Annotated in this window: 25 protein-coding genes and 2 tRNA genes; all 27 read left to right on the plus strand. The window is 33.3% G+C overall.

What is annotated here, in order from left to right; translation table 11 throughout:
• The first annotated feature begins 10 nt into the window (after positions 1-10).
• The 27 genes from secY to ACZ5LY_RS03140 all read left to right on the plus strand — a co-directional run bounded on the left by secY (position 11) and on the right by ACZ5LY_RS03140 (position 18178).
• Positions 11-1384, plus strand: coding sequence for a preprotein translocase subunit SecY (gene secY, locus ACZ5LY_RS03010; RefSeq protein WP_464577898.1), 1374 nt, complete (start codon positions 11-13; stop codon positions 1382-1384).
• Positions 1385-1394: 10 nt separating this feature from the next.
• Positions 1395-1964, plus strand: coding sequence for an adenylate kinase (locus tag ACZ5LY_RS03015; protein ID WP_013413953.1), 570 nt, complete (start codon positions 1395-1397; stop codon positions 1962-1964).
• Complete coding sequence (locus ACZ5LY_RS03020) at positions 1961-2491, plus strand: EMC3/TMCO1 family protein (protein ID WP_013413954.1); 531 nt, start codon at positions 1961-1963, stop codon at positions 2489-2491. The genes ACZ5LY_RS03015 and ACZ5LY_RS03020 overlap by 4 nt, the downstream gene beginning before the upstream one ends.
• A 15-nt stretch (positions 2492-2506) precedes the next feature.
• Positions 2507-2776 carry a 50S ribosomal protein L34e gene (locus ACZ5LY_RS03025; protein WP_013413955.1) on the plus strand — a complete coding sequence of 90 codons (270 nt, stop codon included), beginning with the start codon at positions 2507-2509 and terminating at the stop codon, positions 2774-2776.
• The gene (cmk, locus tag ACZ5LY_RS03030; protein ID WP_464577900.1) at positions 2773-3303 is read left to right on the plus strand and encodes a (d)CMP kinase; all 531 of its coding nucleotides are present in this window, start codon (positions 2773-2775) and stop codon (positions 3301-3303) included. Before ACZ5LY_RS03025 ends, cmk begins: the two co-directional genes overlap by 4 nt.
• Positions 3291-3533, plus strand: a complete 243-nt coding sequence (locus ACZ5LY_RS03035; RefSeq protein WP_013413957.1) for a 50S ribosomal protein L14e — start codon at positions 3291-3293, stop codon at positions 3531-3533. Before cmk ends, ACZ5LY_RS03035 begins: the two co-directional genes overlap by 13 nt.
• 49 nt (positions 3534-3582) lie before the next feature.
• Positions 3583-4572: an RNA-guided pseudouridylation complex pseudouridine synthase subunit Cbf5 gene (locus tag ACZ5LY_RS03040; protein ID WP_013413958.1), complete on the plus strand. Its 990-nt coding sequence runs from the start codon at positions 3583-3585 to the stop codon at positions 4570-4572.
• 20 nt (positions 4573-4592) lie between these two features.
• Positions 4593-4679: transfer RNA gene (locus ACZ5LY_RS03045), tRNA-Ser, on the plus strand.
• A 64-nt stretch (positions 4680-4743) separates the two neighbouring features.
• Complete coding sequence (locus ACZ5LY_RS03050; RefSeq protein WP_013413959.1) at positions 4744-5190, plus strand: 30S ribosomal protein S13; 447 nt, start codon at positions 4744-4746, stop codon at positions 5188-5190.
• Between the two features lie 9 nt (positions 5191-5199).
• Positions 5200-5721, plus strand: coding sequence for a 30S ribosomal protein S4 (locus ACZ5LY_RS03055; RefSeq protein ID WP_013413960.1), 522 nt, complete (start codon positions 5200-5202; stop codon positions 5719-5721).
• 13 nt (positions 5722-5734) lie between these two features.
• Complete coding sequence (locus ACZ5LY_RS03060) at positions 5735-6139, plus strand: 30S ribosomal protein S11 (protein WP_013413961.1); 405 nt, start codon at positions 5735-5737, stop codon at positions 6137-6139.
• Positions 6140-6934, plus strand: a complete 795-nt coding sequence (locus ACZ5LY_RS03065) for a DNA-directed RNA polymerase subunit D (protein ID WP_464577902.1) — start codon at positions 6140-6142, stop codon at positions 6932-6934.
• A 1-nt stretch (position 6935) separates the two neighbouring features.
• Positions 6936-7301: a 50S ribosomal protein L18e gene (locus ACZ5LY_RS03070; protein ID WP_013413963.1), complete on the plus strand. Its 366-nt coding sequence runs from the start codon at positions 6936-6938 to the stop codon at positions 7299-7301.
• Positions 7302-7309: 8 nt separating this feature from the next.
• Positions 7310-7732: a 50S ribosomal protein L13 gene (locus ACZ5LY_RS03075; protein WP_187286200.1), complete on the plus strand. Its 423-nt coding sequence runs from the start codon at positions 7310-7312 to the stop codon at positions 7730-7732.
• 9 nt (positions 7733-7741) lie between these two features.
• Entirely contained in the window at positions 7742-8146 is a 405-nt protein-coding gene (locus ACZ5LY_RS03080) for a 30S ribosomal protein S9 (RefSeq protein ID WP_013413965.1), read from the plus strand.
• Between the two features lie 20 nt (positions 8147-8166).
• Positions 8167-8334, plus strand: a complete 168-nt coding sequence (locus ACZ5LY_RS03085; RefSeq protein WP_464577987.1) for a DNA-directed RNA polymerase subunit N — start codon at positions 8167-8169, stop codon at positions 8332-8334.
• 1 nt (position 8335) lies between these two features.
• Positions 8336-8425 (plus strand) — tRNA-Pro (locus ACZ5LY_RS03090).
• A 50-nt stretch (positions 8426-8475) separates the two neighbouring features.
• Positions 8476-8652 carry a DNA-directed RNA polymerase subunit K gene (locus ACZ5LY_RS03095; RefSeq protein ID WP_464577903.1) on the plus strand — a complete coding sequence of 59 codons (177 nt, stop codon included), beginning with the start codon at positions 8476-8478 and terminating at the stop codon, positions 8650-8652.
• 11 nt (positions 8653-8663) lie between these two features.
• Positions 8664-9914 (plus strand): phosphopyruvate hydratase, encoded by a 1251-nt coding sequence (gene eno, locus ACZ5LY_RS03100; RefSeq protein WP_464577905.1) that lies wholly within the window; start codon positions 8664-8666, stop codon positions 9912-9914.
• A 4-nt stretch (positions 9915-9918) separates the two neighbouring features.
• A complete protein-coding gene (rpsB, locus tag ACZ5LY_RS03105; RefSeq protein WP_013413969.1) occupies positions 9919-10515 on the plus strand; it encodes a 30S ribosomal protein S2 in 597 nt (198 codons plus the stop codon).
• Positions 10516-10527: 12 nt separating this feature from the next.
• Positions 10528-11370, plus strand: coding sequence for an MEMO1 family protein (locus ACZ5LY_RS03110; protein ID WP_464577907.1), 843 nt, complete (start codon positions 10528-10530; stop codon positions 11368-11370).
• Positions 11371-11381: 11 nt separating this feature from the next.
• Positions 11382-12332 carry a mevalonate kinase gene (mvk, locus tag ACZ5LY_RS03115; protein WP_013413971.1) on the plus strand — a complete coding sequence of 317 codons (951 nt, stop codon included), beginning with the start codon at positions 11382-11384 and terminating at the stop codon, positions 12330-12332.
• A gap of 8 nt (positions 12333-12340) precedes the next feature.
• Positions 12341-13096: an isopentenyl phosphate kinase gene (locus ACZ5LY_RS03120; protein WP_464577908.1), complete on the plus strand. Its 756-nt coding sequence runs from the start codon at positions 12341-12343 to the stop codon at positions 13094-13096.
• A gap of 21 nt (positions 13097-13117) precedes the next feature.
• A complete protein-coding gene (fni, locus tag ACZ5LY_RS03125; protein ID WP_048060698.1) occupies positions 13118-14179 on the plus strand; it encodes a type 2 isopentenyl-diphosphate Delta-isomerase in 1062 nt (353 codons plus the stop codon).
• Entirely contained in the window at positions 14169-15521 is a 1353-nt protein-coding gene (locus tag ACZ5LY_RS03130; RefSeq protein ID WP_013413974.1) for an RNase J family beta-CASP ribonuclease, read from the plus strand. Before fni ends, ACZ5LY_RS03130 begins: the two co-directional genes overlap by 11 nt.
• Positions 15522-16490: a short chain isoprenyl diphosphate synthase IdsA gene (gene idsA, locus ACZ5LY_RS03135; RefSeq protein ID WP_013413975.1), complete on the plus strand. Its 969-nt coding sequence runs from the start codon at positions 15522-15524 to the stop codon at positions 16488-16490.
• Between the two features lie 8 nt (positions 16491-16498).
• Positions 16499-18178, plus strand: a complete 1680-nt coding sequence (locus tag ACZ5LY_RS03140; protein WP_464577910.1) for a glutamate--tRNA ligase — start codon at positions 16499-16501, stop codon at positions 18176-18178.
• Positions 18179-18186 lie beyond the last annotated feature (8 nt).

Here is an 18186-nt window from a genome sequence, read left to right on the forward strand (position 1 = left end):
GTGAAATGAATTGCAAGAAGTTTCTAAATTAAAAAGAAGTTTTGAACCAATATTTTCTATATTACCTTATGTAAAGGCGCCTGCATACAGAGTTCCACTTAAAGAAAAATTAAAATGGACAGGAATAGTTTTAATATTATATTACTTACTTACACAAATACCTCTTTATGGTCTTAGCCCTACTGCTGTTGACCAATTTGCACAATTAAGAGCTGTTATAGCCGGTAGTTATGGATCAATATTAACTTTAGGTATTGGACCAATTGTGACAGCTTCAATAGTATTGCAACTACTAGTAGGTGGAAAAATTTTAAGGTTAGATTTGTCTAGACATGAAGATAGAGCATTTTTCCAAAGTTTCCAAAAACTTTTATCGATAATTTTTGTTGTATTGGAAGGAGGCGCACTGATAGTAAGCGGTGCCCTTCCACCAATCTCACAAGCCTTTGCACCAATTTTACTCCTTCAAATTGTAATAGGAGGAATTTTAGTAATTTATCTTGATGAAGTTGTATCCAAATGGGGACTTGGAAGCGGGGTTGGACTTTTCATAGCTGCAGGAGTTTCACAAGCAATAATTGTAGGAGCATTTAATCCATTTCCATCCCCTGCACAACCAGGAGTCCCTGCTGGTAGAATAACAGGGTTTATATATCTTCTAGCAACAGGACAAATGCCAGATTTCCAAACATATCTATTGCCAGTTATATCATTGATATTTGTATTTTTAGTTGTTGTGTATGCAGAAAGTATGCGTGTAGAAATTCCAATAGCACATGGTGGTGGAAAATATCTTAAAGTTCCAATTCAAAAATATCCAATCAAATTTTTATACCCAAGTAACATGCCTGTAATTCTCACAAGTGCACTTCTTGTCAATCTTCAAATGATTGCAATGATGTTCCAAAAGATTGGTCATCCAATACTTGGCATTGTTGAAAGAGGCAGGCCAATAAGTGGTTTAGTTTATTATTTAAGCCCGCCACGTGGAATAGATGTATTATTGGTAGATCCTGCCCATGCATTGATTTATGGAATTGTATTTATATCTCTTTGCATTGTTTTTGCATGGTTCTGGGTAGAAGTGGCAAATTTAGGTCCTAGAGATCTTGCAGATCAGTTATATAAAATGGGTATTAAAATACCAGGGTTTAGGGGAAGCAAAAGACATATCGAAAGAATATTGAATAGATACATCCCACCATTAACAATCCTTGGAGGAGCATTTGTAGGATTCCTAGCTTTTGGAGCAGATCTAACAGGGTCCTTAGGTGGAGGCACTGGTGTATTATTAACTGTCGGAATACTACATAATCTATACGAAGAAATAGCACGAGAACAAATGATGGAATTACATCCAGCATTAAGAAGATTTTTCAAATGAGGAAGATAACATGAAAACTGTGGTAATAACTGGAGTACCAGGTTCTGGAACTACAACCGTATTAAAAAACGCATTAAAAAATCTGAATTACGTAAATGTTAATTATGGTGACGTAATGTTAGAAATTGCAAAGGAAAAGAAACTAGTCGAAGATAGAGATCAAATAAGAAAATTACCATCGGATATACAAAGAGAAATCCAAAAAGAGGCTGCAAGAAAAATTAGAAAGATTGCAGAAAAAGAAAATGTTATTGTAGATACTCACTGTACAATAAAAACACCAACAGGATTTCTTCCAGGGCTTCCTAAATGGGTATTAGATGAATTAAATCCACAATTATTTATATTGGTTGAGGCAGACCCAGAAGAAATATTAGTTAGACGCATAAATGATAAATCAAGATCCAGAGACATGGAAAAGATAAATGAAATAAAGCTCCACCAAGAGATGAACAGAGCAGCTGCAATGGCTTATGCTGTGTTAACAGGTGCAAGCGTAAAAATAATAGAAAACCATGATGAAAAATTAGATGAAGCTGTTAATGAACTTGTTAATATATTAGAAGGTGTGAAACAATGACAATTTTTTTAAATCCGGTTGCTTTAGATCCTAATCCAAATAATCCACTCTTCACAATATTTTTAATATCAATTTTTGTAGCTTTTATAAGTACTTTAGCTAGTAAAATATTAATAGACCATGAAAAATTAGAAAAACATAAAAAAGAAATAGAAAAGTTTCAAAAAGAATTAAAGAAAATAAGTTCATCATCCGACCCCGAAGCGATGAGAAAATTACAAGAAAAACAAATAGAATTTTTTGACAAACAAAAAGAAATAATGATAATGTCATTCAAACCATTATTAGTAACTTTCATTCCAATACTTCTTGTATTTTATTGGATGGCACGTGATCCACATATATCAAAGACTGTAGTAATACTACCAAAAGTTGCCTATTATTTATTACTTGTGCCACTTTGGCACATGTTATATCCACCACATCATCCTTTACCACCTTACTCAATAGGATGGTTAGGTTGGTATATACTCTGTACCCTTACATTGTCACAAATATTCAGAAAACTTATGGGAGTAAAAGCATAATAAGAGGTGTTATGTATGCCACAACCAAGATATAGATCCAGATCATACCGAAAAGTTTTCAAAAGGACACCTGGTGGAAGAACTGTAGTACATTATGAAAAAAGGAAACCAAACCCTGCCAGATGTGCTGGCTGTGGGAAAGTACTTCATGGAGTACCTAGAGAGAGACCATATAGAATTAGAAAATTATCAAAAACAAAAAGACGGCCAAATAGACCATATGGTGGTTATTATTGCTCAGAATGCATGAGGAAAGTCTTTAAAAAAGAGGCTAGATCAATATGATAATAACCATCAGTGGTTTGGCTGGCAGTGGTACAACCACACTATCTAAAATTTTATCAAAAAAATTAAATTATAAGCATATATCTGCTGGTGATATTTTTAGGAAAATGGCAGAAGAAAGAAATATGAGTTTATTAGAATTTAGTAAATTTGCAGAAGAAAATGAAGAAATTGACATAAAAATAGATGAAAAACAAGCAGAATTGGCAAAAAATTCTGACAATTTAATAATTGAAGGTAGATTATCTGGTCATTTTGTAGATGCAGATTTAAAGATATGGTTAACAGCGCCATTTGATGTGAGAGCAAAAAGAATTAGTAAGAGAGAATCTAAACCGTTAGAAGTTGTTAAAAAAGAAATAAAAAGAAGAGAAAAAAGTGAAGCACTTAGATATAAAAAAATACATGGAATAGATATAAACAATCTTGATATTTATGACCTTATAATAAATTCTAGTACTTTTAGTGCAGAAGAAATAGCCGAAATCATAATAAAAGCATTAGAGGTGATTCAATGGCGGCAATAGACATTGGAAGAGTATGTATAAAAACTGCTGGAAGAGAAGCAGGGAACGTTTGTGTAATTTTAGATATAGTTGATAAAAATTTTGTTGAAGTTGTTGGACCTAACGTTAAACACAGGAGATGTAATATAAAACATTTAGAACCAACTAACAAAAAAATTGATATAGACACTGATGATATAGAAGAAATAAAGAAAAAACTTGAAGAATTTGAAGAAAAAATAAGAAGTTGAAGATGAAGCAACAATTGGCTGTTTTTAATTCTTTTTTTGTAGGGATATAATGTGTAGCTTCTTAGTAAAATCTGAGGCCAATACAAATCCCAAGTATGGATGTTCTCCAGAAGATAGACCTATAGAGGAGTATATAGCTAAAGGAGTTGTAAATTTAGATAAACCTGCTGGACCTACTTCTCATGAAGTTGCAGCCTGGGTTAGAAAAATATTAGGCGTTAAAAAAGTTGGACATGGTGGAACTTTAGATCCTAAAGTAACTGGAGTATTACCCATAGGTATAGAGAAAGCTACAAGGATAATGCCTCTTCTCCTAAAAGCAAAAAAAGAATATGTTTGCTTAATGAGACTACATAAAAAAGTAGATGAAGAAGAAATTCGTAAAATATTGGAAGAGTTTCAAGGTAAAATTTTTCAAACGCCTCCCTTACGTTCAGCCGTAAAAAGAGAATTAAGAGTTAGAAGAATATATTATGTGAAATTGTTGGAAATAGAAGGTAAAGATGTTTTATTTAGAATAGGTTGTGAAGCAGGCACTTATATCAGAAAATATTGTTACGATGTTGGGGAAGCTCTAGGTGTAGGAGCACATATGGCAGAACTCCGACGTACAATGGTTGGTCCATTCAAGGAGGATGACACATTAGTCACCCTTCATGATTTGACTGATGCATATCACTACTATATTGAAGATGGTGATGAATCTTTACTTAGAAAAGTCATATTACCTATGGAGAAAGCTGTTGAACATCTTCCTGAAATTGTGATACGTGATACTGCTGTTGATGCTATATGTCATGGTTCATATCTTGCAGCTCCTGGTGTTGTTGGATTAAGTGATAATATTAAGAGGGGAGATATTGTAGCTATCAAGACTTTAAAGGGAGAATTAGTTGCTGTAGGGACAGCCACCATGTCCTCACAAGAAATACTTCTTTCCAGTAAGGGCATTGTTGTAAATATTAATAAAGTTTTTATGGAGAGAGGTATATATCCACAAGTATGGAAGACCGAAAAATATAAAAATAATATATCATAATAAATAAAAATTTGCAGAAAGCCGGGGTAGCCTAGCCTGGTAAGGCGCGAGCCTGGAGAGCTCGTGGGGCATTACGCCCCTCCTGGGTTCAAATCCCAGCCCCGGCGTATTTAATACATGATTTCTATTAATCTTTTTTGATAAAAGATCATTCTTACTGGAGGTCATAGTATGGAAAAAGAATTTAAACATATTGTTCGTTTAGCAAGAAGAGATTTAGATGGAAATAAAAATGTAGAGGAAGCAATAACAGGCATAAAAGGTATTGGAAAAGCTTTAGGTAAAGCTATAGCTAGAGTCACAGGATTTGAAGGTAAAAAAATAGGTTATTTATCTGATGAGGAATTAGAAAAATTAGAAGATGCCATAGAAAATCCTGGTAATTATGGTATACCTTCGTGGATGTTTAACAGAAAAAAAGATTATAGAACTGGTGAAAACAAGCATCTTATTGAAGCAGATTTAGAGATGACTATTAGGGAAGACATAAATAGACTTAAGAGAATTAGATCCTACAGAGGTATAAGACATGAATTAGGCTTACCTGTAAGAGGTCAAAGGACAAAATCAACATTTAGAAAAGGACAAACAGTTGGTGTGAAAAGAAGACGAAGGTAAGGGATATTTATGGGACATCCAAAAAAACCTAGGAAAAAATATGATACACCCCCACATCCATGGGATGCTCAAAGAATAAAAGAGGAAAAAAAATTAGTTAAAAAATATGGATTAAAAAACAAAAAGGAGATTTGGAAAGCAGAAACTATGGTAAGAAGGTATCGTAGAGAAGCAAGAAAACTTTTTGGAATGCCAGAAGAACATGCAAAAGTAGAATCAAAGCAATTAATGAAACATTTGTGGAAGCTAGGACTATTAGATAAAGATGCTGAGTTGAGGGACATCTTAGATCTTACTGTTGAAGATGTACTTAGACGTAGACTTCAAACTATGGTTTATGAAAAAGGACTTGCAAGAACAATAAAGCAGGCAAGGCAAATGATTGTTCATGGACACATAGCAATTGATGGCACAAGGGTGAGATCTCCTGGACACATTGTAAAAAGAGAAGAAGAGGATAAAATTGATTTTTATCCACACTCACCAATGAAAGAGATTATAAAAAGTGAAAAGGAAAAAGCAGAAGGATAAAAGGTGAAAAATCATGGCAGAAAAAAAGAAAAAACGAGAGAAATGGGGAATTGCTCATATCTATTCATCCTTTAACAACACAATCATAACAATTACTGATATTACAGGAGCTGAAACTATAACTCAATGGTCTGGTGGAAGAGTTGTAAGAGCAGATAGGCAAGAAGGAACACCATTTGCAGCAATGGAAGCTGCAACTAGAGCTGCCGAAGATGCAAAAGAAAAGGGCATTGTAGGTGTACATATCAAAGTACGTGCACCAGGAGGAAATGGTCCTAGAACACCAGGTCCTGGTGCTCAGGCAAGTATAAGGGCTTTAGCAAGGGCAGGACTAAAAATAGGTAGAATAGAAGATGTAACACCAATACCTCATGATGGTACTACTAGACCTGGAGGCAGGAAAGGGAGAAGGGTTTAAATGGATGTTGTTGTAAATAAAGAAAACAATACTGAAATTAAATTTACAATAGATGGCGTAGATACTTCTTTCGTCAATGCTTTAAGACGAGCTTCAATGACTGAAGTTCCTAAATTAGCTATAGAATATGTAAGAATTGTCACTAATACATCAAGAATGTATGATGAAATGCTAGCACATAGGTTGGGATTAATACCGCTACGTTCTAATGAAAAAATTGTTGGTAATCTTTTAATGCCTGAGGAATGTGATTGTGATAAATATTGTGCAAAATGTAGTGTTTCTTTCACTTTAAAAAAACAAGGGCCTTGTGTTGTTTATAGCGGTGATCTTGTACCATCTGATCCAGAAATAAAACCAGTGTATGAAAATATACCTATTATAAAACTTGAAGAAGATGAAAAAATAGAATTAGAAGCAATTGCTCAACTTGGTTTGGGTAAAAAGCATGCAAAATGGAGACCTACAACTGCGTGCGGATATAAATATTATCCAAAAATTATAATTAAAGATACATGTGACAATTGCCAAGCTTGTATTGAAGAATGTCCCAAAGATGTACTAAAAGCTAATAAAGATACAACAAAAATTGAAAATATCGAAGCATGTTCATTGTGCAGAGCTTGTGAAAGGACATGCGAAAATGAATCTATCTCTGTTCAATACATCGATAATAAATTCATATTTAAGATGGAAACTGATGGTTCAATGCCGCCAAGAGAAATTTTAAATAAAGCATGTGATTCTATTATAAAAAAGGCAGATGAAATTATCAAGTTCTGCGAGGGTGAATAAAATGCCATTAAATATTACCAAAACTAATCCTTACCTTGTAAATCTAATCATAAAACTTAAAAAGAAATCTAACGAAGAAAATGTAAAAATATGGAGAGATGTGGCTGAAAGACTAAATAGACCTACAAGACGTCGTGCAGAAGTAAATATATCTAAAATAAATAGATATTCTAAAGAAAATGAAACGGTACTAGTGCCTGGAAAAGTTCTTGGCAGTGGTAAACTTGATCATAAAGTTACAGTAGCTGCATTGGCTTTTTCAAAAAACGCTAAAAATAAAATAAAGAAAGCTGGTGGTAGGTGCATAAGCATAGATACTCTACTTGAAGAAAATCCAAAAGGTAGTAATGTAAGAATAATGGAGTGATAATAATGATTTACATTGATGGCGAGGGTCATATATTAGGGAGGCTTGCAAGCATTGTTAGTAAAAAATTATTAGAAGGAGAAAAGGTTACAGTATTTAATACTGAAAAAATAATTATCACCGGTTCAAGAGATTGGATATTAGAAAGATATCAACAAAGAGTTAGAAGATCAAGTCTTACAAATCCTCGAAGAATGGGACCAAAATATCCACGAAGACCTGACGACATATTTAGAAGAACTGTGCGTGGCATGTTACCTTACAAAAAACCAAAAGGAAGGAAAGCATTCAAAAATTTAAGAGCTTACGTAGGAATACCCAGAGAATTTAAAGACGTTGAAACAATTAAAATAAAAGAAGCTATGAGAGAAAGAATTAAAAAAGGTATAACACTTGGTGAAGTTTCTAGACATTTAGGAGCTAGATTTTGAGGTGTTCAGATGGATAGGATTGTACAAGTAAGTGGTAAAAGAAAAACCGCGATAGCCAGAGGTACAATAAGAAAAGGTAAAGGAAGAGTCAGAATAAATAAAAGACCTGTAGAATTATATACACCTGAGTTAGCACGTTTAAAAATAATGGAACCATTAGTTCTTGCTGGTGAAGACGTTGTTAAGAATATTGACATCGACATCAAAGTACAAGGCGGCGGAGTGATGGGACAAGCAGAAGCTGCTAGAATGGCAATAGCTAGAGGGTTAGTTGAATGGACAAATGATGTTGAATTAAAAGAGAAATTTATGCAGTATGATAGAACTATGCTTGTTGGAGATCCAAGACGCTCAGAACCTAAGAAATATGGTGGTAGAGGAGCTAGAGCTCGTAGACAGAAGAGTTATAGATAAATTTTTAGGATGGTAAAATGATAATACCTGTAAGATGTTTCACATGTGGAAATCCAATATCAAGATATTATGATGAATTCCAAAAAAGGGTTAAAAAAGGAGAAAAAATAGAAAAAATTTTAAATGATTTAAATATCAAAAGATATTGTTGTAGAAGGATGCTAATTTCACATATTGATATACTGTGATGGGACCGTGGGGTAGCCAGGTCCATCCTCCCAGCCCGGGGATGGACCCACCGGAACGCTGGAGACCCGAGTTCAAATCTCGGCGGTCCCATCACATTTTCTCCCAAAAAACTACTATTTTTTTATTTAGGAGGAAAAATAATGTCAAAGAAACTTACACGTTTTGAGAAAGCTAGATTACTTGGATCTAGAGCATTACAATTAGCCATGGGTGCAAAACCCTTAGTAAAAACAGATAAAATTAATCCTGTAGATATTGCAATTCTAGAACTTAAAAAAGATGTGATACCATTAAAAGTTGTAAGAAACAGTGATTGAGGTGAATCTTGTTGAATAGCATTATTGAAGATATTAGAGTTAGAAAAATAATAGACAGTAGGGGCAATCCAACAATTGAAGTTGATGTACTAACTGTAAGTGGTTTTGGACGTGCTGCCGCACCTAGTGGTGCCAGTACTGGTGTCAAAGAAGTTAAGGCGTTTCCTGAGGGAGATATCGATAAAATAATAAGTGATATTGAGGACATACTATCATCAGAATTAATAGGTATGGATGCTGAAGATTCTAGAGAAATAGACGCTGTTTTAAAGGAAATAGATGGCACAAAAGATTTATCATCATTGGGTGGTAACACTATAGTAGCTGTTTCAATGGCTACTGCTAAAGCAGCTGCATCTTCTTATGGATTACCTCTGTACAAATTCTTAGGTGGTAATCTTTCATTTAGATTGCCTTATCCGTTAGGCAACATGATAAATGGAGGAGTGCATGCAGGTAAAAGAACACCAGATATTCAGGAATTTTTGGCATTGCCTAAAGGAGCATCTACATTTAAAGAAGCTGTACTCACAAATTCAAAGGTTCACAAAAGAATTCGAGAATTAATAGATAAGAAAGATAAAACATTCACTGGTGGAAAAGGCGATGAAGGCGGATGGACACCAAATATAACAAGTATGGATGCATTGGAAATATTATCAGAAGCTTGTGAAAATGTTAGTGATGAAACTGGTGTAGAAGTTTCATGTGGATTAGATTTTGCAGCAAGTGAGTTATGGGATCACGAGAGAAAAAAATACATTTATGAAAGAGATGTTTTAGAGAATGATCCTGGAGAACAAATAGACTTTGTTATAGATGTTATAAAATCATTTAATCTTTATTATGTTGAAGATCCATTCCATGAAAATGATTTTGAAAGTTTTGCAGAGTTAACAAAAAAAGTTGGCGACAAATGTATAATTTGTGGCGATGATTTGTTTGTAACGAATAAAAAATATCTAGCAAAAGGTATAAAATATGGAGCTGCAAATGCAATAATTATAAAACCCAACCAAGTTGGAACATTAACAGATACTTATGATACTTTAACACTTGCAAAAGAAAATCAATATATACCTGTAATGTCTCATAGATCTGGAGAAACTACTGATGAAACAATTGCTCATTTGGCTGTTGCATTTTCTTGTCCAATCATTAAAACAGGTGCTATTGGTGGAGAAAGAATAGCCAAACTCAATGAACTTATAAGAATAGAAGAAGAAATTATTGATTCTTCAATGGCAGAATTAGAGAGGTGATAATTTGTCAGAACTACTAATACCGTTGGACAATTATCTAGCAGCTGGTATACATATTGGAACTCAGCAGAAAACTGCAGATATGGAAAGATACATTTATAGAGTTAGATCTGATGGATTATACATCCTAGATGTTAGAAAAACAGATGAAAGAATAAGAATTGCTGCAAAATTTCTTGCAAAATATGAACCACATGATATATTAGCTGTTTCAGTAAGACAATATGGACAACCGGCTGTTAAAAAATTTGGAGAGATAACTGGAGCAAAAGCAATACCTGGAAGATTTATACCAGGAACATTGACGAATCCAAACCTTGATTCATTTGTAGAACCAGAGGTATTAGTTGTAACCGATCCACGTGCTGATTCTCAAGCATTGACAGAATCAAAAGAAATTGGTATACCTACAGTTGCATTTTGTGATAGTGAAAACTTATTAGGTAATGTAGATATTGCAATACCAGCAAATAATAAAGGTAGAAAATCTCTTGCTACTTTATATTGGTTATTAACCCGTGAACTTTTAAAGGAGAGAGGGGTTATTGAAAAGTATGAAGAATTTGACGTGCCTCCAACTGAATTCGAATTTAAACTTTAAAGAAGTGATTATATGAAAAGAAAACCTGCTGTAGCAGGAACATTTTATGAATCAGATCCAAAAGCTCTCAAAAATAGAATAGAATGGTGTTTTAAACATGAATTAGGTCCTGGAGATTTTCCTAAAGTCGGTGGAGATAGAAACATAGTTGGGGTCATTGCCCCCCATGCAGGTTATATTTATTCAGGACCTATTGCAGCCCATGCATATTACAGAATAGTTGAAGATGGATTCCCAGAAACATTCATAATTTTATGTCCAAACCATACAGGTATAGGATCTTCTGTTTCATTGATGGCGGAAGGTGAGTGGGAAACCCCACTAGGTTCTGTTAAAATTGATGAAGAATTTTCTAGCGAATTGTTTAAGAAATCAGAAATAATAGACATCGATGACACAGCACATTCACAAGAACATAGTTGTGAAGTACATATCCCTTTCCTTCAATATTTTAAAAAAGACTTCAAAATAGTTCCAATTTGTATGTGGTTACAAGACTTAGAGACTACAAAAGAGGTTGCACAAGCAATTGTTGGTACAATTAAAAGCTTAAATAAGGACATTGTTTTAATTGCTAGTACAGATTTTACACATTATGAACCCCAGGAAATAGCAGAAAGCACTGACAAAAAAATTATAGATGCTATATTAAAATTGGATGAAAAAGTTATGTACAAAAGAATAAATGATCTTAACGCTACTATGTGTGGTTATGGACCAGTATCAGTTGTTTTAATATCATCAAAAAAGCTTGGAGCAAATAAAGCAAGGCTTTTAAAATATGGAACTAGTGGAGATGTTACAGGAGATCGCTCTTCAGTGGTTGGATATGCATCCATAACAATAGAAAAATAGGTAAGGTAAATATGCATTCGGTTGCTTCTGCACCAAATAAAATAATTTTATTTGGAGAGCATGCTGTAGTTTACAAAAAACCTGCAATTGCAGTAGCTATAAACAAAAGAGCAAAAGTTTCTATAAAAAATACCAAAAAAGATTCAACAATAATTAAATGTAATGATATAGGTCTTCATGCAAATATAAATCCTAAAACTTATAATATTGAATTTTTAGAAGGTAAAAAAGGAATATTAAATTACATTTTAGAAGTATTAAAATCTCATCATGATAATTCCCCTATAAAAATAGACATATCTTTGGAAGTTCCTTTGGGGATAGGATTGGGATCATCAGCTGCAATTACTGTAGCACTAATAGCTGCACTACATAATTATCATGAAAAAGTCATCGATAAATCTTCGCTGTCAAAAAAAGCTCATGAAATAGAATTAAAAGTTCAGGGTGCAGCAAGTCCTCTTGATACAGCAGTGTCAACATATGGTGGAATGATTTATCTAAAAGATTCAAATATTGAATATATTAAACCAAATATTGAAGGATCTTTTATAGTTGCATATACACCAAAACCAGCAGATACAAAAAAGATGGTATCGCTCGTAAAGAAGAAACTGGAAAAGTATCCAAACATTGTTGGCAATATTATAGATACTATAGGCAATGTAACTAAGACTGCATATGAACTAATAAAAGAAGGAAAATTTGAAAAAATTGGAGAACTAATGAATATAAATCATGGATTGTTGGATTCTATTGGTGTCAGTTCATCTGAATTATCACAGATGGTATACAGCGCAAGAAACGCTGGTGCACTAGGTTCAAAAATAACTGGTGCTGGTGGTAGTGGAAGTATAATTGCATATTGTATAAATAACGAAGATAAAGTGTTAAATACATTAAAAAGTCAGTGGGATGCGTTTAAAACTAAATTCTCAAAAGACGGTGTAATTATACATTAGGTGTTTTCATGATTATTATTAAGATAGGTGGTAGTGTTATCACTGATAAAAATTCAAAATATCCTAAATTAAATAAAAAAAATTTGAAAAGGGTTTGTAAGGAAATTTGTGAAGTTATGCCCTTCCCTTTAATTTTGGTACATGGGGCAGGATCATTTGGCCATCCAATCGTAAAAAAATATGATATTATTGCTAATCCCAATAAAAAAGGTTTTTGTATTGTCCACTATTGGGTAAAAAAGTTAAATCTTTATGTTTGTAGGTATCTACTTAAATATGGTATGGATGTAATATCCATACAACCTTCTTCATGTATTATAGCATCTGATGGGTTTATAGATTATTTTAATGTAAAAATTATTGAGCAATATTTAGAAAAAGAAATTGTTCCTGTGTTATATGGGGATATAGTATTAGATAAATCATTAGAGTTTTCTGTTATTTCTGGAGATCAAATTGTAAGATATTTAGGAGAAAAAATGAAAGCTAATAAAATTATATTGGCTACAGATGTTGATGGTGTATATGATAAGGATCCAAAAAAACATAAAGATGCAAAATTAATAAAAAGGATAAAACCTGAAGATAAAATCAAATTAAAAGATTTTAAAGAAGACGTAACAGGAGGTATGGCAGGCAAAGTTTCAGAACTTTTAAAATTAGCAGAAAAAGGTGTAAAATCTGAGATTGTAAATGCAAAAAAGAAAAACAGATTGAAAAAATTACTACTTGGGAAAAGAGTCCGTAGAACAATAATAGGTTAAAGATTGGAAGAGGGTGTAAAATTGACCTCAAATAGAAAACTAGAGCATTTAATACTTTGCCTATGTCGTGATGTAGAACACAAAAAGAAATCTGGTTTTCAAGACATCGAACTGATACATAGAGCATTGCCAGAGATAAATAAAGATGAGATAGATATTAGTGTAAATTTTCTTGGTAAAAAGTTAGAATCCCCTTTTATGATAACAGGTATAACAGGCGGTCATGAAATATCTTATAAGATAAACAAGGAATTAGCTAAAGCTGCTAAAGCTACTGGGGTAGCATTGGGTTTAGGAAGTCAAAGAGTTGCCATAGAAAATCCAGAGCTGGAATATACATATACAATTGTAAGAGAAGTAGCTGAAGATGCGTTTATTATAGGGAATATTGGGGTTAGTCATGTTAAATATGCAAAAAAAGCTGTTGAAATGGTTGATGCAGATGCCTTAGCAATTCATTTAAATCCATTGCAGGAAGCAATACAGCCAGAGGGCATTACTCACAGCAAGAAAACATTGGAAAAAATAGGAAAAATTGTGAAAGAGCTAGATGTTCCTGTAATAGTAAAAGAAACTGGTGCCGGAATATGTTATGAAGATGCTAAATTGCTAAAAAATAAGGGAGTTGCAGCTATAGATGTTGCAGGTGCTGGTGGAACTAGTTGGTCAGCTGTAGAAGCATATAGATCTAAAAATAGCCATTTAGGGAAACTTTATTGGGATTGGGGTATTCCAACAGCAATAAGTACTGTAGAAGTTCGGGAAGCTGTAGACATACCTGTAATTGCATCAGGTGGTATAAGAACAGGTTTAGATGCAGCAAAAGCTATTGCCCTTGGTGCAGACATAGTAGGCATGGCCTTACCAATAATGAAGAAGGCTTTTTTCGGATATAAAGAAGTGATTTCATTTATTGAAAATTTCAATGAAGAATTAAAAATTGCAATGTATTTAGTTGGTGCAAAAAACATAGAAGAGCTAAAAAAATGTCCATTGGTTATAAGAGGCAAAGTAAGGGAATGGCTACATGAAAGAGGATTCGACACAAAAAAATATGCAAGGAGGTCACTTCATGGACGTTGAAATAATTTCGATAGGAGGCTACGAAGAAGTAGGTAAAAATATGACTGCAGTCAAAGTTGGGAAGGACATAGTAATTTTTGACATGGGCATTCATCTAGATAGAGTACATATTCATGAAGATACTAATCTAGCACGTATGCACAGTCTAGAACTGATAAATAGGGGTGTAATACCTGATGACACAATTATGAGAAACGTGGATGGGAATGTACGTGCAATAGTTTTTACTCATGGCCACTTAGATCATATTGGAGCTGTAACAAAGCTTGCAGAAAAATATAATGCACCTATAATATCAACTCCCTACACATTAGGATTAATAGAAAGGATGTTAAAAAGTGAGAAAAAATTTAATGTACTTAAACGTTTACAAGTTCTAAAAGGCGGGGAAAAGTGTCAGATATCCTCTAATATAATACTGGAATTCATACATGTGACACATAGTATTCCCCATTCAGTTATTGCAGTGTTACACACACCAGTTGGAGCAATAGTTTATGCACTTGACTTTAAATTTGATAATCATCAGATAATATCACCGCCACCGCAATACTCAAGATTGAGAAAACTTGGCAAAGAAAATGTTTTTGCATTAATAGTTGAGTCAACTAGAGTTGGGGAAGTTTGTGAAGTTAAAACACATTCAGAAAGAATTGCAAGATTTGTACTTGAAGACATAATGAAAAATCTTTTAGATGAAAAAGTTGGAATAATAATAACGACATTTTCTTCACATATAGAACGTATTCAAGCAATAGCTGATATTGTGGAGGAGAACAGCAATAGACACATGTTAATCCTTGGAAGATCTATGGAACGTTATTGTAGTATAGCTGAAAATATGGAACTTTTAAAATTACCTGAAAATGCAAGTATATATGGAAATCCAAAAGCAGTGTCACAAGCACTTGCCAGGGCAACCGCTAATAAAGAAGACTATGTACTTATAACCACCGGACACCAGGGGGAACCAGATGCATTGCTTCCTAGAATAGCAAATTCGAAAACACCATACAAAATACAGAAAACAGACAACATTATAATTTCTGCTCCAGTGATTCCACATCCTGTAAATACTGCAAACAGATATCTTATGGAAAAACGTCTTCAAGCAAGAGGAGCAAGGATATTTACAGATGTGCATGTTTCAGGACATGCTGGAAGAGAAGACCATAGAGACCTAATTAGAATGCTAAATCCAATGCATATAATACCAGCTCATGGTGACCTCCAGATGTTATCAGCATATGCAGAACTTGCAGAAGAGGAAGGTTATAATCTTGGTGAAGATATACATCTTCTTCGAAATGGTCAGGCACAAGTTTTTGAAGGAGGACAATAAATGCATTATTTAGAAAAATATTCTAAATTAATTGAAGAGGAAATTAGGAAAAATATATCAGACATTGAACCTACTGAATTATATAAATCATCAGCACATCTAATTGAAGCTGGTGGGAAAAGAATAAGACCATCATTAGTGTTGTTAAGTACAGAATCAGTTGGTGGAAAGATTGAAGATGCATTAAATGCAGCAACTGCTATAGAATTAATACATACATTCTCTCTTATACATGATGATATAATGGATAAAGATGAGGTTAGAAGAGGTAGGGCTACAGTACATGTCATATGGGGAGAACCTCTAGCAATCCTTGCAGGAGATGTTTTATTTTCAAAAGCATTTGAAGTCATGTTAAAAAGTAATATAGATGAAAAAAGATTGGTTAAGGTATTAGATGTCATGACAAAAGCTTGTGTCAATCTTTGTAAAGGGCAGGCATATGATATGTTATTTGAAAAAAATTTTGAAGTTAAAGAAAAAGAATATCTTGAAATGATATATTACAAAACTGCTTCTTTGATAGCAGCATCTACTAAAATTGGTGCTATAATTGGCAATGGATCAAAAGAAGAAATAAATGCTCTTTATAATTATGGAAAATTCCTTGGATTAGCATTTCAAATTCATGATGATTATTTAGATATCGCTGGGGATGAAAAACAATTGGGAAAACCTGTGGGCAGTGATATAGTTGAAGGAAAAATGACATTAATAGCTATAAAAGCATTAAATGAGGCTAATAAAGAAGATAGAGAAAAATTAATTTCAATTTTGCAAAGTGGTGATGAAAAAAAAGTAAAAGATGCAATAGAAATTTTTAAAAAATATAATTCCATAGAATATACACATGAAAAGGCTTTAAAATATGCTAAAAAGGCAAAGGCCAGCATTGAAGTACTTGAAGATTCAAAAGCTAAAGATACGTTGCTTTCCATTGCTGATTTTGTTGTTAAAAGAGAATATTAGGGATGATTATGGTCACAGATCTTAAAAAACTTGCTTATAAATGTGCTTTGAACAACGCTGTAAAACACGGAGGCAAAGCAAAAGAAAGCGCTGTCATTGGCATGATTTTTTCACTTGAACCAAAATTCAGAAAAAATGTTCAGGAAGTGATACAGGCTACAAAGGACGCTGTGAAAAAAGTAAACAAAATGGAAAAAGATGAGCAGATTAAAGAGCTTGAAAGAATTGGAAAAATAAAAAGTAAAAGAAAAGAAAAAAAGGAAGAGTTAGAAGAGTTACCAGAACCTCACAAAAATGTAGTAATGCGTTTTGCACCAAGTCCAAGTGGTCCTCTACATATAGGACATGCAAGGGCTGCAATTCTTAATTATGAATATACAAAAAGATACAATGGAAAATTGATAATTAGAATAGAAGATACAGACCCCAAAAAAGTGTATCCTGATGCTTATGAGATGATACCTGAGGATCTTGAGTGGTTAGGTGTAAAATACGACGAGATTGTTGTACAGAGTGATAGGATACCTATTTACTATGATATAGCAAAAGAGGTTATAAAGAGGAATGGCGGATATATATGTACCTGTGAACCTGAAAAATTCAGAAATCTTCGTGACAAATCAATTCCTTGTCCTTGTCGTAATAATTCAGTTGAAGAAAACTTAGAAAAATGGGAACAAATGTTTGAAATGGATGAAGGTAAGGCTGTTTTAAGAATAAAAACTGATTTAAAGCATAAAAATCCAGCAGTCAGAGAATGGGTAGCTATGAGAATTGTGGATGCTGAACATCCAAGAGTAGGAGATAAATATAGAGTATTTCCAACAATGAATTTTGCTGTAGCTGTAGATGATCACTTAATGGGAATGACTCATGTACTAAGAGGAAAGGATCATTTAGCAAATACAGAAAAACAGAAATATCTTTATAAACACATGGAATGGGAACCACCTGTTTTTATTCATTATGGTAGGGTCATGATTGAGGATTCACAGCTTAGTACAAGTAACATTAGGAAAAAAATAGAAAAAGGTGAATATTCAGGATGGGATGATCCACGGCTTGGTACTTTAAGAGCTCTGAAAAGAAGAGGGATAAAACCTGAAGCATTGAAAAAATTGATACTTGAAATTGGAATTAAAATGGCTGATGTCACAGTGTCTTGGGAAAAAATATATGGATTTAATAGAAACATTGTAGAGAAAGAGGCCAATAGGTACTTCTTTGTTCCTAATCCAAAAAAAGTTAAAATTAAAGGACTTCCAAAAAATTTTGAAGGCAAGGTTGTTAAACGACCTCTACATCCTGATTTTCATGAAAGAGGGTATAGAAAGCTAACAATAAATAAATGTGTATATTTACCAACAGAAGATATTTCTGGCGATGGAATTAACTTCAGACTTATAGATGCTATAAATGTTAAATTTGAGGAAAATGATGTAATATATCATAGCAAAAGCTTAGAAGATGCTCATAAAATAAAAGCAAAAATGATCCAATGGTTACCTTGTGATGAAGTTATTAAAGCCAAAGTTATAATGCCTGATGCATCTGTTGTTAAAGGAGTAGTAGAGAAGAATATTTTGAAAGAGAAAACAAATGATATTGTACAGCTAGAAAGATTTGGATTTGCAAGAATAGATAAAATAGATAAAAATGAAATAACATTATATTATTCCCATAGATAGGGGGAATA

Source organism: Methanothermus sociabilis, from assembly GCF_055392295.1.